We start from the raw sequence: 16694 nt of genomic DNA, 5'->3' as shown, positions 1-16694 counted from the left end.
AATAAAGTTGTAAGCACTTACAAAAAATACGAAGGGGGAAACACAGTGAATATCAAATTTGGTAAATGGTTCTTAGTAACAATGCTAGTTTTCATTTTTGCTTTAGTTGGTTGTTCGAACAACTCAGATGAGACATCCAGCCCTACAGAAAATGACGAGAACGACAGTACGGAAGAAACAGGTACAGGAACAGATGCTGGTCCTGAAGACGTTACGATCCGTGTAGCATGGTGGGGAGGACAAGAGCGACATGATAGAACGCTCGAAGTAATCGAGTTATTTGAAGCTGAATATCCTCACATCACTGTAGAACCAGAATATACAGGGTGGGATGGCTATTGGGAAAGGTTAAGTACGCAAGCAGCGGGAAGTAACCTACCAGATGTAATTAACATGGACAACTCAAGACTAAACGAGTATTATGCAAATAATTTACTAGTGGATTTAACTCCTTTCATTGAAGAGGGATTAATTAATTTAGATGACGTTGACGATGTTTATCAAGATATAAATGTATTTGGAGATGAAGTAATCGCCATTTCATTAGGAGCAAATGCTCTTGGAATTTCGTTTAACCGCGACATGGCGGAAGAGTATGGTATCACTTTTGAGCCAGGATACACATATGAAGATCTTTACGATATGATGCTAGAAATCAAAGAAGCCAAAGGTGACGAAGAGTTCTTCGGCTTTGATTTAGCAAATGCAGAATATGAAATGTTCTTTACGTATGCTAGACAACATGGGCAATCTGTTTATAATGCGGAAGGTAACGGCTTAGGCTTTGAAGAGCAAACATTAGTTGACTTCTTTACATGGGTACAAACGATGGTAAAAGACGGAGCAGCACCTTCTCATGATATTACAATGGAGTATATAGATGGTGGAAATTCCATGCTTCAAGAAGGGTCGGCATTTGCACAGATGGCCGCTAGTAACCAAATTATCGGGCATGCTGCAGGAACGGATTATGAGTTAGGATTAAATATACTTCCTACTTTAGAGGGTGGAGAACACGGTAACTGGATTCGCCCGAGTATGTCCTTCTCCATCTCTTCACATGCACAAGAAAAGGAAGCGGCGGCACTTTTCATTGATTTCTTTACAAATAGCTTAGAAGCTAATGAAATTTTAATGGCAGACCGAGGCGTTCCAGTTTCTCAGGCGGTTCGTGATCATTTAGCTCCACTAGTTGATGGACCTGTTCTAGAGACATTTGAATTCCTGGAGCTTGTTGCTGAATATTCACGTGAAGCAGACCCACTTTCTCCTCCAGGGGAAACGGAAGTTCGAGGTTCCTTCCTGCGAGTTGTTGAAATGCTTAAATACGATAGACTTACACCAGAAGAAGCAGCGCAGCAATTTATCCAGGAAGCTTCAGCAGTATTAAACTAAATAAAATTAAACATAACAGGCCATTTTCTAAAAATGGCCTGTTATAAAAAATAGGAGGCATACTCTTATGGCGAAACTAGAGGAAGTGGATAGCTCAACAAATTTACAAGCAATTCACGATAGAAATTTAAAGAAAAAAAGGATGAAAGAAAACTTAACAGGTTATGCTATCATTTCCCCTTGGTTAATTGGTTTTTTAGCTTTAGTTATTGGCCCTATGATAGCGTCATTTTATTTATCCTTTACGAACTATAACTTGCTTTCAAGTGCCCAATGGACTGGTATAGATAACTATGTTAATATCCTAACAAATGATGGACGTTTTCGTCAGGCGTTAACGGTAACCTTAATCTTTGTGTTCGTTTCTACACCGTTGAAGCTACTATTTGCCCTGTTTTTAGCAATGCTATTTAACACCGGACGAAAGGGTACTTCTGTATTTACAACTATATATTACATTCCATCAATTATTGGAGGAAGTGTAGCCATTGCTGTTGTTTGGAGAATATTATTTGGACGAAATGGAGCAGTTAATGAGTTTGTCCAGGCACTGGGATTTTCAGGTGTAAACTGGATTGGAAACCCTGATACAGCTTTATCCGTCTTAATCCTCCTTGTTGTATGGCAATTTGGCTCGCCTATGATCATCTTCTTAGCTGGGTTAAGACAAATACCACAAGAATTATATGAAGCTGCAGCAGTGGACGGTGCTTCTGCATTCACTAAATTTATGAAAATTACAATTCCACTATTAACACCAGTTATTTTCTTTAACTTAGTAATGCAAACGATTGGTGCATTCATGACGTTTACACAGGCCTATTTAATAACAGGTGGAGGACCGATGGACTCGACTCTATTCTATGCCCTGTATTTATACGAGGTAGCCTTCGAATATTTACGAATGGGCTATGCTTCTGCAATGGCTTGGATCCTTCTCGTATTGATTGCCGGTATTACACTCGTGTTTTTCCTATCTTCAAAATATTGGGTTTACTATGAATCTGAAGGAGGGCGTTAACAAATGAATAAGAATAATCAACGTCTTCTAAGAGATGTAATCTATTATGTTTTTGTTACTGCATTTGGGTTTCTGATGATTTATCCTATTTTATGGATGTTTGCTAGCTCAGTTAAGCCTGCAACAGAAATCTTCAATAATGCAATCTCGTTAATTCCAAGTGTAGTCATGTGGGAAAACTATCCCATTGGCTGGCAAGGATTCGGTCGAACAGGTTTCGATGTTTTCTTTAGAAACTCCGCAATTGTAACAACATTAGTTGTAATTGGTACAGTCTTTTCTGCAAGTATTGTTGCTTACGGCTTTGCAAGAATCAATTTCAAATTTAAAAAAATATTGTTTGCGTGTTTAATGGCTACGGTTATGTTACCCGTTCAAATTACACTTATCCCACAATACATTTTGTTTCATAACATAGGTTGGGTGAACACGTTTTATCCACTAATTGTTCCCGCCTTTTTAGGTGGAGCACCATTCTTCGTCTTTCTATTAATACAGTTTATCCGTGGGATACCAAGAGAGTTGGATGAAGCAGCGATTGTTGATGGCTGTTCTACTATTGGAGTATTTTGGAGAATTATTTTACCTTTACTAAAGCCTGCTTTAGTTACTGTGGCATTGTTTTCTTTTATGTGGACTTGGGATGACTTTCTTGGCCCACTCATTTATTTAAATAGTGCCAATCTCCATACAGTAACCATTGGATTAAGAAACTTTATGGATGCAGATGGTGGAACTAATTGGGGACCATTACTTGCTATGTCATCGTTGTCACTAGTACCGCAATTTATCCTATTTGCCTTCTTCCAAAAGTACTTAGTACAAGGAATCGCAACAACCGGTTTAAAATAATATCAAAAGCGACGAATGGACTGCCTATCCAATCTTAGGCAGTCACCTTGCTAATTTAAATTTGTGCGTTGTCTTCGCCTATTGCTTTTCCCGCTGGAGTCACCGCCATCCACTCCTTCGAGAGTGCAAACGACAACACGGAATTTGTATTTTAAGGGTAGACCTCCATGGAAATGATAAATCCCACCATGGAAAATGAAAATTTTAGTCTTCATTGGAATGAGCGAAGGTCCACGACACTCCTGCGGAAGAACGAGCAAGCCAAGACCACACAGGGCAAATCCCGTGGGGGCTTGACAGGTCGTCCGCGGAAAGGGAGTGAAAGCATTTTGCGACGAGTAATCGCAGGAGCAGACCGTAGCGAATGGCACTAGATTCGTATTTTCATAGTTATATGGGAAAAATGTGTGAGATAGCTTGAACTATTTTTATGATATAATAAAGTAATGAATTTTTAGAAAATTTCATTGGAGTTGACAACAATGAATGCTAACAGCTTTTCAGGTTTTATTTATAACGGTACTTCATGGTTAATGAATCTAGCATTTTATAATATACTATGGTTTTTGTTTACCATTGTTGGACTCGGTATTTTTGGTTGGGGACCAGCCACAGCAGCATTATTTGCTGTAATTAGAAAGAAATTAACAACCGACAAAGAGTTTTCAGCATTTAAAGAATTCCTTTCTTTTTATAAAAAAAGTTTCATACAGGCAAATATATTTGGTTTACTACTAATCATAGGTGCTAGTTCTATTTTCTATAGTATAAATACGCTTCTCCATCTCGAACAAGGAATGAAGATATTTTTAGGAACGATATTTTTCATGACTTTAATATTATTTACTATCGTTGCTATCTTTATTTTCCCGGTGTATTCCCATTACAACACAACGTTTCAAAACTATATTCGTTACTCGTTAATGATAGGATTAGCAAATTTACATTATGGACTGTATATTATCATTCTTCTTAGCTTGGGTGTATTTTTAATTAATATTTTTCCAGGACTATTACTGTTTTATTCCGTCAGCATCCCCGCTTTTTTAATCATGCAAATATCCCTTAAGATATTTGACTCTCTTCCGGACAATACAAATGCTACGGAAAGGACATCTTTTAGTTCTTAACCGAAATACTTTAACAATGGAGGCTCTAAAATGAATGTTTTTAAGAAATATAAAATAAAACATATCTTTTTTGGAGCTTTTTCTATTTTTATGACAGTTGTTTTTCTTGTCATTACACTCGTTACTTATCATATTTCGGCAAATGAAATGGTAAAGACAACAACAGAGTACCAGCAGAGAAGTTTGCAGTTATTAAGTGCTGACTTAAATAGTAGATTAAAATCTATTGAAGATTATTCCATCGTCCTAGCAAGACAACAAAATTTCAGAGAAGTGATAAGGGGAAATGTAGAACATTCACAACAACAATCCTTAACAAATGATTTTTCAAACATCGTTTATAGCGTTCCTGCACTACACTCTATAGAGGTATACACCTGGTACCCACCATTAGATAATATCAATTATCCCGTTCGTTACAATATACTTTCGATGGTAAGAGAAAAAGAATGGTTTCCAAACTTAGACAGTGTTTTATATGAATGGATTGGGGAGAGAAAGGTAGATACCATTGCAGGTGAACAAACAGTAATTAGTTATGGAAGAATTATTAATACCACAAGAGGGAATCTTCAAGCAATCCTTATACTAAATTTAGACCCTGTCATTTTACAAGGGTGGTTATTTCAATATAGTACATCTGCCGATTTAGTACTTTTAGATAGTGAGGGAATCATTCTATCAAGTACTGGTTCTCAAGAAATTGGTGATGATTATTATCAGGATATTTTAGAATTAGTAAGAAATAATGAGACGAATAATTATGTAGAAGACGAAGGAGATTTAATCGTTGCTTCTACCCTTCCAACGAACGACTGGGTAGTCATGGAGATTACACCGTATGAAGATATTATAGAAGGTAGTAGATTGATGGCTGTAACCCTTATCATAATAGGATTAATAGCTTTCATGTTTGCTTTAATTGTTAATTACTTATTAACAAAGCGATTTACTGACCCGATATTACAGCTTGTTCACGCAATGAAAAATTATCGTTTAAATGACAAAAAAGATACATTACCTTCTGATTATAAAAATGAATTTGGACAGCTATTTAAGGGGTATAGAGATTTGATCACAAGAAGTGAGTCTCTGCATAATTCCTTAATGGAACAAAGTAAACGGAAAAGGGAAGCTGAAATAAAAGCCCTGCAAGCTAATATAAATCCGCATTTTTTATATAATACGCTAGATCAATTAAACTGGAGTGCCATTGAACACGGGTATCAAGATATGAGTCATATGCTTGAGCTTTTAGGGAAGATGCTTCGTATCGGCCTGTCAAAAGGAGAGAGTATTATCACTTTAGGTGATGAAATCAAGTATCTACATTATTATTTACAATTACAAAAAATTGAAAAGGGTGAGTTCTTTGAATACGAGATTGATGTACCAGAGCATTTGCTAATCTTTTATATACCAAAGCTCACCTTTCAACCCTTTGTTGAAAACTCTATTATTCATGGTTTCCGGGGGAGAAGAAAAGGAAAGGTACAATTAAAGGTAAGGGATGAAAAAGAACATCTACTAATCGAGATTAATGATAATGGTGTTGGGTTTCAATCATTAACGAAAAATAGTTCGCAGGATACTGGGGGCTATGGTATTACAAATGTAATTGAAAGATTTAATGCATACTTTGGGAATCATGCCAGTATTAACATTACCAATAGAGAAGAAGGGGGAACGGCGGTATTATTAAGAATTCCTAAAGTTCTAGATAGGGAAAATATCGAAAAATATACAGATTAACAAAGGAGAGTTTTACATGAAGCCATTAGAATATAATGAGGAGCAAATCGTAGAAGTAATAGATAAAATCGTAAATAGAACATTTGAAATGGATCATACGTGGGATTGGCCGGCTGGAGTTGCCTTTTATGGTGTGGGAGCTGCTTACCGTGCTACAAAGAACGAAAGATATTTAACTTTACTAAAAGAATGGATTGACGAGTACATAGAGTATGGTTTACCACCTATGTCTGTTAATATCGTATCCATGGGGCATACGTTATTAACCCTCTATCAGGATACAGGAGAAGAGAAATATTTAGAGTTAGCCAAGGAAAAAGCAGATTACTTGATTAATGATGCGCCTAGATTTGCTGAAGGAGTATTGCAGCATACCGTAGGTGGGGGAGTATCTGTTTTCCCTGAGCAGGCTTGGATCGATACCTTGTTTATGGCTGGATACTTTCTCATTCGTATGGGAGACGAATTAGATAATGATGAATATACAAATGATGGGTTAAGACAATTCCATGGACATGAGAAATATTTACAAGATAAAGTAACGAATCTATATTATCACGGTTGGGATAATTTGGCGGGAAATAATATGTCAGGCATCTTTTGGGCACGTGGAAATGCTTGGGCAGCGTATACGATGGCAGCAGTTCTGCGTAAGATTGACGTTCAAGAGCCGTCCTTTATGGAAATTCACGGGTCTTTGCGTGATCAGTTAAGTGCACTCATTCGTCTTCAATCAGAAAATGGATTATGGCATACCGTTTTAACAGATCCTAGCACATACGAAGAAACTTCGGGATCAGCAGGTATTGCGGCAGCACTCGTTTTAAATGGAGCGAATACTCCTAGGTCGCATAAGGCAGTGCAAATGGCTTTAGATGGTCTACTAAAAAAGGTGGACGAAAGAGGGACAGTGCTAGATGTTTCCACTGGAACAGCAGTAATGAATACGGTGGATGGTTATATAAATACATCAAAGAAAAGAATTGAAGGTTGGGGGCAAGGGCTTGCATTAGCATTTTTCTCCCATGTGTTAACTTCCAAGAAATAATAGAAGCCTAAATATAATTTTCCCATGCTCATACTATGTTTTTAAAAATAGTATGGGCTTTTTTTCTTATTATATATATACAAGACTTATGGTAGAATAAAAACTACATCACATTAAATACAGAATTTTTGAATTTGTATGCGCTTTAATAGGGAGAGGTGAATAGTTTTGTGGCAGGTTGTCATTATAGATGATGAGGATAAGGTTTTACGAGGTATGAAAAATGCTATTCCCTGGGATGATTTAAACTGTGAATGGGTCGGAGAAGCGTTAAATGGAGAAGAAGGCTTACAATTAGTTCAAGAGCAAAATCCAGATATTGTTATAACGGATATTTATATGCCAGTAATGAATGGCTTAGAAATGATAGAAAAGCTAAAAAATAATGGTTTTGATGGGAAAGTAATTATACTAAGTGGTTACGAAGATTTTGAATATGCCAGGCGTGCCATGCGGTTGCAAATTGACGATTATTTATCCAAACCAGCATCCCTTGATACGATAAAAACAACATTAACTAATGTAGTGAAAAAACTAGAAGATGAAACTAATGAGAAACTAAAATATGCAGAGCTTATTGATAAAGTTAAGCTCTATGAACCATTTATTATAAAGGAATGGATCAAATCCCTATTAATGGGTACTCCTAGTCTTTCGAGGTTACCAAATGCATCCAAATCAATTATTGAGAAATGGGAAGGTAAGAAACACGTAGTCTTGTCGATTTTATATGATCATTCGATAGAAAGTTCAGCCCTTTATCAATCAGATTGGTATTTATTTAGATTTTCCACAAGTAATGTGATAAAAGAAATGACAAAGAAATATTTCGAAGATTTTAACTACGTGGAATTGCATAGCTATCTAGGTACTCTGTGTATTCATTTTGATGAATTAGATGATGAAAAAACATATAATAAATTGCAGGAATTATGTAACTCCATACAATCAAGCATACAAACGTATTTAGGGGTAAAGGCAATAGTGAATATTGGGAAAATAAAAGAGAATTGGACAGAAATGGCCGATTCCATGAAAGAGGCTATTCAATCCAATGTAAATGATGATAATAATGTAAATTGTAGTATTTTCGGATTGGACAACACGAAAACATTATCATCGGAATCCATTGAAACGAGTCGAAAGTTATCTGAGGCGATTCGCTATGCGGACAATCAAACGGCATGTGATGAGATTGATAAACTATTTTCTATTGTGAGCGGTCATGAATACAATAATGCTATTGGAGTTAAGGTAGGTATTGAGATATGGACAGTCATGACCTATTCGTTATACGACATTGGAATTCGAATTCAAGACATGGTTCCAGAGAATTTTGATTTATACAAAGAACTGTTAACCATCTATTCTTGGGAAGAACTTGCTGAATTCTTGAAAGGGCATATTAAAGAGTTCTGCCATCACCAGCAATGGGATGAAAATTTAAAACACCGTCAACTAGTAGAGCAGTTAATTGATTATGTACAGGAAAATTTAGGTGAGAATGTTACCCTTCAAGATATTGCTAATAAACTATATATTTCAAGAAACTATTTAGGGCGTATTTTTAAAGACGTTACAGGAGAATCTTTTAAAAATTATATTACAAGAGTTCGGGTAGAAAAAGCTAAAAAGATGATACAAGAAGGTAATCATCTGATTTATGAAGTGGCAGAAAAAGTAGGGTTTGGTAATCCTGCATATTTTACAACAACATTCAAAAAATATACTGGTTATCCCCCGACAAATTTAATTAATAAAAGCTTAAATACTACGAATAAATAATTTTGTACTTGATTTTTTAATATATTGTAAGCGTTATCGATATTACTATGAAAGTAGAAGTTGGTTACTTCCAAATGGAGAAACCAGCTTCTTTTATTTTTTCTGAAACTTTATGTGATTTATGCTGATATATATTGGATATTCTTTGTTAATTTATTTCTATAATAGGAAAAAACTGATATTTTATCAAGTTTGTTTTTGGATTTTTCTTAAGATTTGTTATTTTTAGAAGGATATTTAACATTTTTAGTATTAAAAAAATGTGTTTGACTATCTATAATGAACTGTAAATAAACATAAAAACTTCATTTATAAATACGTTCTGCTTATTGTACACCTATTTTTGTAACCGCTTTCCTTGTTTTGTCTAGTCTCAAATATAATATGACTTTTTACTTCCTATATAAAAATTTTAACTTACTTATCCTGTTCTTTTCATTTGTATACAAACAGTAAATAGAGTTTTAGCTTATTTTCGTTTCTATTTATTGTTTTTTGTATAATAACTATTTTGTTTGGAGGCGGTAGTTGAATAATATGAAGCAATTATGTAAGCGTTGTCGTGGTAAAGGGTATGAATAAAAAGCATAGGAGGAGTTTTATGGTGCGGAAGAAGTTATCCATATTTATGGTCTTTGTAATGATATTTTCATTGTTTTCTACTAGTGGTGCTTTAGCGATTACTAATTCAACAGAGGACAAGGATGAATCACTCCATTTGAAATTTGATTTTGGTAGTGCATCGAGTCCAGTTGCGGATGGATATTTACAAGTAACGAATACGATGGTTTATAACGAAGATAGGGGTTATGGGCTTGATAGAGAAGTGGATTCTCGTAATCGCACAGGCCCAGACGATGTAAGAAGAGATTTTACGATTTCAGGTAGCAACTACGAATTTAAAGTAGACCTTCCAAATGGTAATTATGAATTATTGATTATTTCAGGCGACGATATAGCACAAAATCGTACTGGCTTTATTATTGAAGGTGAAGATAAAGGAAATTTCCATGTAGGATCAGGAGATTTCATTGAATACAAAGAAATAGTTACAGTGGAAGATGAGCAACTAAATATCGTTGTTACAAATGATAGAAGGATCAATGGAATTGAAATTGTTCAAGTGACTGACGGTGGAACGGAACCAACAGAACCAGATGCACCTCCTTTTCTATTGTTTGACTTTGGTAATGGTCCTGTAGCAGAAGGCTATTTACAAGTTACAAATAATATGATCTATAATTCAGAGAGAGGCTATGGGATTAATAAAACAGTAGCGGAAAGGGACCGTGGAGCTCCGGATGATTTAAGAAGAGACTTCCTTATAGATGGTAATTTTGAGTTTATGGTAGACCTTCCTAATGGTGATTACTTTATACGAATTTTTGCTGGGGACAATATTGCCTTTAACCGCTCTAGTTTTATTGTAGAAGGAGAGCATCTTGGAAGCTTTACTTCTAACTCTGGTCAATTTGCTACTATCACTCATACTACGACGGTTTCCGATGGACAGTTAAACATTCGAATGGGTGACAATGGACGAATTAACGGATTACAAATTATGCCTGTAGCACAGATAGATAGTTTAGAAGTGTCAAAATTATCTTTTTCCCCGGAGACATATGTTGGATTGAGTTGGGATCCTGAAAAGTCTGCTGTAAGCTATAATGTGCACCGAAAAGAGGAAGGACAGGGTAGTTTTACTCTTCTAGGTAATACTTCTGAAACTAGCTTTATCGATGATACAGTGGAATTAGGTACTACGTACACATATGTAGTAACATTTCTAACTGACCTTGGTATCGAATCAGCTTTTAGCAATGAAGTAGTGGTATCTGTGAGTGATGATACCGTTCCTGCTCCGGTTAGCCCAAGTGAGTTAACAATTGAAGAGTTATTAGTAGAAGAGCAAGTAACATTTTCATGGAATGAAAGCGATGATGCCTTACTTTACTATGTCTATCGAACTCGCTATAACCCAGAACACTTTTCAAATGGGGAAGTTTTCGAAAGGGTAGGCGTAACAAGAGAAACAACGTTTACAGATGAAGATATTTTCTCTACTAATCCTTACTATTATATTGTAAGAGCGGTGAATGAAGGTGGAATTTCGGAAGCATCAGAAGTTTTAGTAGTGCAAGAAAGGGAGAAGTCAGAGAAATTTTATGGTAAAGGTCCATTTCATGCACAAGTCCTCCAAACTGGTGATAAGTGGAGAGTGATTAACCGTGGGGTTGTGTATGTTGGTGACAATATGCTTGATGCCATGCAAGCAGCGGTGGACAGCTTAACGCCTGGACGTACGACACAAGAGAAAGTAATTGTTCGTGGTTCTGGTACTATTCCAGCCAATAGATCACTTGATCTACCGAGCCATACTTCGTTCGAAGTAGATGGAACGATTCATGTAGAAGGAAATGATGAATCTTTCAGTTATGGTAATCATAATGCTGCGGTACGTATAAGGCATGCAAAGAATGTATCTATTCCAAAATTAAATGTAACAGGGAGCCCGAACTTTGGTGTTTTCGTACGTACTTCGGAAAATATCCATTTAGGTCAGATTGATCTTCGATTAGACGCAGGGCTAGGAATTCGTATTGACAGCCGTGATAATGACAATGTTTACGGTGTTCGTAATGTTCGAATCGATGATGTATATGTATCTGGAACGAGTGCACATGGTGTGGAAACGTATGGCGTAGACGGTATTAGTATTGGTACGGTTACCGCTGTAAATACTGGATATTCAGGTGTACTGTTGAATGATACGATTAATGCGAGCGTTGACATCGTTTATGGATATGGAGCTGGAACTGGTACCGGTTATGCAACCTTCCGTATGGCAAATAGAAATGGTCATATCGATGATGACTATTCTCACAATATTTTTGTAGGGGAAGTAATTGCCCGTGGAGGCGGTCGAGGAATCTTCAGTGTATCTCGAAGTGGTGGTGCCGTTATTGAGCGCGTGGACCTTGCGAGAACTGGTGGCAACGCTATGCTCATCGAGAACAGCTACAACATTTCCATTAATGGTGGTGTAGTGGAGGGGCCAAGTGGAATTCGTATTGCAGCCCGTAATGATATGCCTAACACTAGAGACATTCTCATGAAGAATTTAACTTTGAGAAATTCAGAAATTGTCGAATCACCTTGTGGGGATAATGTTGTGTTCGAGAATATTACGTTAGAGAATAATAGTACGATGAATGTCTGCAGGCCTTAAGAAGTTTAGTAGATTAACATAGTTGTATTTGCTTCGCTCGTCACAAATACTTCGAGGGTGACTCAAAAGGTTGAAAACAACACCTTTTGAGTTACCCTCTTCTCTTTTGTATTGTATAACGTATTTGTAGATAGAATTTTATGTTGAAAAGTGCTATTTATAGAATTTTCAGAAAAGAGTGTTATTTTTGGAAGGTTATTTAACATTTTTTATATACCTAAAATGAAGTTGCCTAACTATAATTTATTTATAAAATTTCTTCTATAACTTACTCCACTGATACATTTTAGCTTTATGTAATTCTCTTGTTTTTTTGTATACAAACAATAAGTAGAGCTATATTCTCCTTACTTTTCTATTTATTGTTTTTGTATAAATAATTTTTAGGTTAGGAGGCGGTATATTAATTTATTTAAGAGAACATTTGAAAGCGCTACCGAAGTAGGGGGGGAATGGTTACATAAGTAGCAAAAGATTTCCAAAAATTATGTTAACGCTTTCTAGTTTCCTGTGCAGAAAAGTCAAACTACTATTAGGAGGTTTTCTATGGTGCGAAAAAAACTATCAATTTTTATGGTGTTAGTAATGATATTCTCATTGTTTTCAACTAGCGGGTTATCAGTTAATACAGTTTCGGCAGAACAAGATCGTCCCCATTTACGATTTGATTTCGGTACAGAGTCAAGTGTTGTACAAAGTGGCTGGACGAAGGTATCTGATTTAACTGGATACACAAGTGAAAGAGGATTTGGGTTTGCGGAAGTAAGAGAAGGGTACTCTGAGGACCAAATTGATGATTTACGTAGAGATTTTGTATTAACAAGTGGACATACGTTCTATGTAGATCTAGCGAATGGGGAATATGATGTTGTCATCCGTTCAGGGTCTAATAATGATTTTGATACCACATTCTATAGAATTAATGGTGGAGAGGACAAAGGTGGTTTTCCTACACAGGGAGGAAGTTTCAGGACTTATGAGGAAACAGTTACTGTGACGGAGGGACAATTATTTATTGAATTTTGGGGTGCATGGGGGCGAGTAAATGGGATAGAAATTTATGAAGCAGGTTCTGACGAAGCACTTCATAAATTTGACTTTGGAACACCAACTAGCCCTGTAGCGGAAGGATATACGAAAGTTTCCCATACAATGGTATATGATAGTGAAAGAGGATATGGATTTGATAGAACAGCGGGTTCACGAGACCAAGCGCATAACTTAACAAGAGATTTTGTCATCGCAGGTGGAAATAGCTTCAAGGCTGATGTTCCGAATGGGCATTATCGAGTTGCAATAACTACTGGTGCGGAGCGAGATGAAAATGTTACAAGCTATTCCATCCTAGGTGGAGAGATAAAAGGTGGAGTTGTTACAGCTCCAAGACAATATAGAACATATCAGGACATAGTAGAAGTAACAGATGGACAATTAGTTATTGAATTCTTTGATGATTCCCGTATTAATGCAGTAGAAATTGTTCCTGTAATAATGATAACTAGCTTAGAAATTTCAGAAGTAACACTAGGATTAGATTCTTCTGTAAGCTTAAGCTGGGATAGCATGGATGCTGCTAATTCTTATAATGTGTACCGTATAGCAGAAGGAGAGGACCGATTTACTCGTGTCGGTAATACTTCTGAATCAAGCTATACAGATGAAACAACGGAACTAGGCTACACTTACACATATGCCGTAACTCCAGTACCTAGTTTTACTATTGAATCAGTGAGAAGTAATGAAGTAACGGTATCAATGATTGATGAGACTGTTAAAGCTCCGCGTAATCCAGTTGGAGTAAAGCTTGATAATGTAGTGGTAGAAGAGGAAGTAACAATTTCATGGAACAAAGTGAATAATGCGGATCTTTACTATGTATATCGAACTCGCTTCCATGAAGATCAGCTTCCTAATGTGGAAGAATCATTCGAGAAAATTGGGGTAACAAATGAACTAACTTTTACAGATGAAAATATTTATTCCTCTAACCCTTACTATTATGCTGTAAGGGCAGTAAATGCAGGTGGAATGTCAAAAGCATCTAAGATGATCGGAGCGCAAGAAAGAGAGGAATCGAAGGAAAAAACGTATGGCGTTGGTCCATTTGATGCACAAGTAATTCAAACAGGAAATGGGTGGAGAGCGATTAACGATGGAGTCGTGTATTCAGGCGACGATATGCTTGAAGCGATGCAAGCAGCTGTGGACAGCCTGACTCCTGGGCGTACTACACAAGAGAAAGTAATTGTTCGTGGCTCTGGAACAATACCTGGCGATAAGTCTCTTGATATACCGAGTCATACTTCTTTTGAGATCGATGGAACGATCCATGTAGAAGGAACAGGTGAGTCTTTCAGTTATGGAAATCATAACGCTGCAGTACGTATTATGCATGCAGAAAATGTATCGATTCCAAAATTAAATGTAACTGGTACTCCGAACTTTGGTATTTTCGTACGCACATCAGAAGATATTCATTTAGGGGAGATTGACCTTCGTTTAGATGGTGGTCTTGGAATTCGTATCGATAGCCGTGATGATGACAGCGTTTACGGTGTCCGAAATGTACGAATTGATAATGTGTACGTTTCTGGAACGAGTGACCATGGTGTGGAAACGTATGGAGTAGACGGTATTACGATAGGTAAAGTTACAGCGGTAGATACTGGATACTCTGGAATCTTGCTAAACGATACGATCAACGCAGAAGTAGATAGAGTTTACGGATTTGGAGCAGGAACTGGCACAGGTTATGCTGCCTTCCGTATGGCCAATCGAAACGGGAACATTGATGATGAATATTCTAAAAATATCTTTGTAGGGGAAGTTATTGCCCGTAAAGGTGGAAGAGGAATCTTCAGTGTTTCTCGAAGTGGTGGAGCAGTGATTGATCGTGTTGACATTGCTAATACAGGAAACAACGCTATGCTCATTGAGAACAGCTTTAACATTACGATTAATGGCGGTGTAGTTGTGGGACCAAGCGGTATCCGTCTTGCAGCACGAGCAGATATGCCTTTAACAAGAGATATTCTTATGAAGAATCTAACGTTAATTAATTCTTCCATCCTTGAACAACCTTGTGGACCAAACAATGTGTTCGAAAATATTAATTTAGTAAATAGTACGATGAACGTGTGCGGTCAGTAAAATTCTAGTAGAGTTACAACGTAACATATAAAGATAAGAATTGAAGGAGAAGCTCGTTTTTTTAAAGGGAAACTAGCTTCTCTTTTTTATTTGTTTAAGAAACTATATTTTTTTGAAAGTGGATAACTGTGACTGGATAATCGCCTAGCTTCAGCGACGAGCAAAACTTCACTGAGTAGACTGCGAGTTGTCTGGACGGATACGCTACGAAGCGAAGCTTGACACTTGGTCGATTGAATCGAATTGAAGTGTCAAAGGACAAGTGAAGTATTGACACTTGGTTGATTGAATCGAATTGAAGTGTCAAAGGATAAGTAGAGTATTGACACTTGGTCGATCGAAGCGTATTGAAGTGTCAAAGGATAAGCGGAGTATTGACACTTCGTTGATTGAATCGAATTGAAGTGTCAAAGGATAAGCGGAGTATTGACACTTCGTTGATTGAATCGAATCGAAGTGTCAAAGGATAAGTGAAGTATTGACACTTCGTTGATTGAATCGAATTGAAGTGTCAAAGGATAAGTAGAGTATTGACACTTCGTTGATTGAATTGAATCGAAGTGTCAAAGGATAAGCGGAGTATTGACACTTCGTTGATCGAAGCGAGCAGAAGTGTCAAAGGCTAAGTGGAGTATTGACACTTGATCGTTCGAACGGTGCGGAATGTAAGCTGAAAATAGTCCCCACCTATTATTATGGTGAGATTATTTTAAAAGCTAAGAAAGTATAAAATTTGAAAGTTGTCTTGCTTCAAGCGTCATTGTCGAGAAAAGGTGTTTTCTCACACACTATTACGAAATGAAGGGAAAGGAGTCTATTCTTGGAAAATACAGTTTATGTAATTTTCGAAAGATTGTTATTTTTAAAAGGATATTTAACATTTTTTCTATATGAAAAATTGAGTTGTCTACCTATAATGTACTTATGCAAAAAACTATCTCTACGTTAGAAAATATGGAAAGCCTCATATAAAAACAACTATTTCTCCTAAAACTTTATAGGTAGCTCTATTACACCAAGAAAAATCATACAACTATTTTTCCATCAAATAACTTGCTTGTAGGTGAAAATGACCTTTCACTTCCTACATTTTCGTTACTCTATGGTTATACAAACAGTAAATAGAGTTTTAATCTCCTTACTTTTTCTATTTATTGTTTTATGTATAAAAAATTTTTGTTTGGAGGCGGTAAATTATTTATTAGTTTATCTAGCAATTTGAAAGCGTTGTCTTATTGTTGTACAAATGAATAAAAAAGAAAAAGTTTGAACAAACAATTATGTTAACGCTTTCTAGTTTCTTGTGAAGAAAGTCAACTACTATTAGGAGGG

Annotated in this window: 9 protein-coding genes; all 9 read left to right on the top strand. The window is 36.4% G+C overall.

Translation table 11 applies throughout. The features are described from left to right. The first annotated feature begins 45 nt into the window (after positions 1-45). The 9 genes from J2S74_RS02740 (at position 46) to J2S74_RS02700 (ending at position 15362) form a co-directional block, all read left to right on the top strand. A complete protein-coding gene (locus J2S74_RS02740; RefSeq protein ID WP_307321541.1) occupies positions 46-1395 on the top strand; it encodes an ABC transporter substrate-binding protein in 1350 nt (449 codons plus the stop codon). A 142-nt stretch (positions 1396-1537) separates the two neighbouring features. Beyond that, positions 1538-2416, top strand: coding sequence for a carbohydrate ABC transporter permease (locus J2S74_RS02735; RefSeq protein ID WP_370875948.1), 879 nt, complete (start codon positions 1538-1540; stop codon positions 2414-2416). A gap of 3 nt (positions 2417-2419) precedes the next feature. Continuing rightward, a complete protein-coding gene (locus J2S74_RS02730) occupies positions 2420-3268 on the top strand; it encodes a carbohydrate ABC transporter permease (RefSeq protein ID WP_307321537.1) in 849 nt (282 codons plus the stop codon). 482 nt (positions 3269-3750) lie between these two features. Next, entirely contained in the window at positions 3751-4398 is a 648-nt protein-coding gene (locus J2S74_RS02725) for a YesL family protein (protein ID WP_307321534.1), read from the top strand. A 30-nt stretch (positions 4399-4428) separates the two neighbouring features. After that, a complete protein-coding gene (locus J2S74_RS02720; protein ID WP_307321531.1) occupies positions 4429-6150 on the top strand; it encodes a sensor histidine kinase in 1722 nt (573 codons plus the stop codon). A gap of 16 nt (positions 6151-6166) precedes the next feature. Continuing rightward, complete coding sequence (locus J2S74_RS02715; protein WP_307321528.1) at positions 6167-7198, top strand: glycoside hydrolase family 88/105 protein; 1032 nt, start codon at positions 6167-6169, stop codon at positions 7196-7198. Positions 7199-7366: 168 nt separating this feature from the next. After that, positions 7367-8983: a response regulator transcription factor gene (locus J2S74_RS02710; RefSeq protein ID WP_307321525.1), complete on the top strand. Its 1617-nt coding sequence runs from the start codon at positions 7367-7369 to the stop codon at positions 8981-8983. 601 nt (positions 8984-9584) lie between these two features. Further along, entirely contained in the window at positions 9585-12212 is a 2628-nt protein-coding gene (locus J2S74_RS02705; RefSeq protein WP_307321523.1) for a fibronectin type III domain-containing protein, read from the top strand. A 546-nt stretch (positions 12213-12758) separates the two neighbouring features. Then, positions 12759-15362, top strand: coding sequence for a hypothetical protein (locus J2S74_RS02700; protein WP_307321521.1), 2604 nt, complete (start codon positions 12759-12761; stop codon positions 15360-15362). Positions 15363-16694: the final 1332 nt, after the last annotated feature.

Origin of the sequence: Evansella vedderi (assembly GCF_030813435.1) — a bacterium.
Taxonomy (GTDB): domain Bacteria; phylum Bacillota; class Bacilli; order Bacillales; family Salisediminibacteriaceae; genus Evansella; species Evansella vedderi.
Note: the sequence above shows the minus strand (reverse complement) of the source record. Positions and strands in the feature narration are given on the sequence as shown.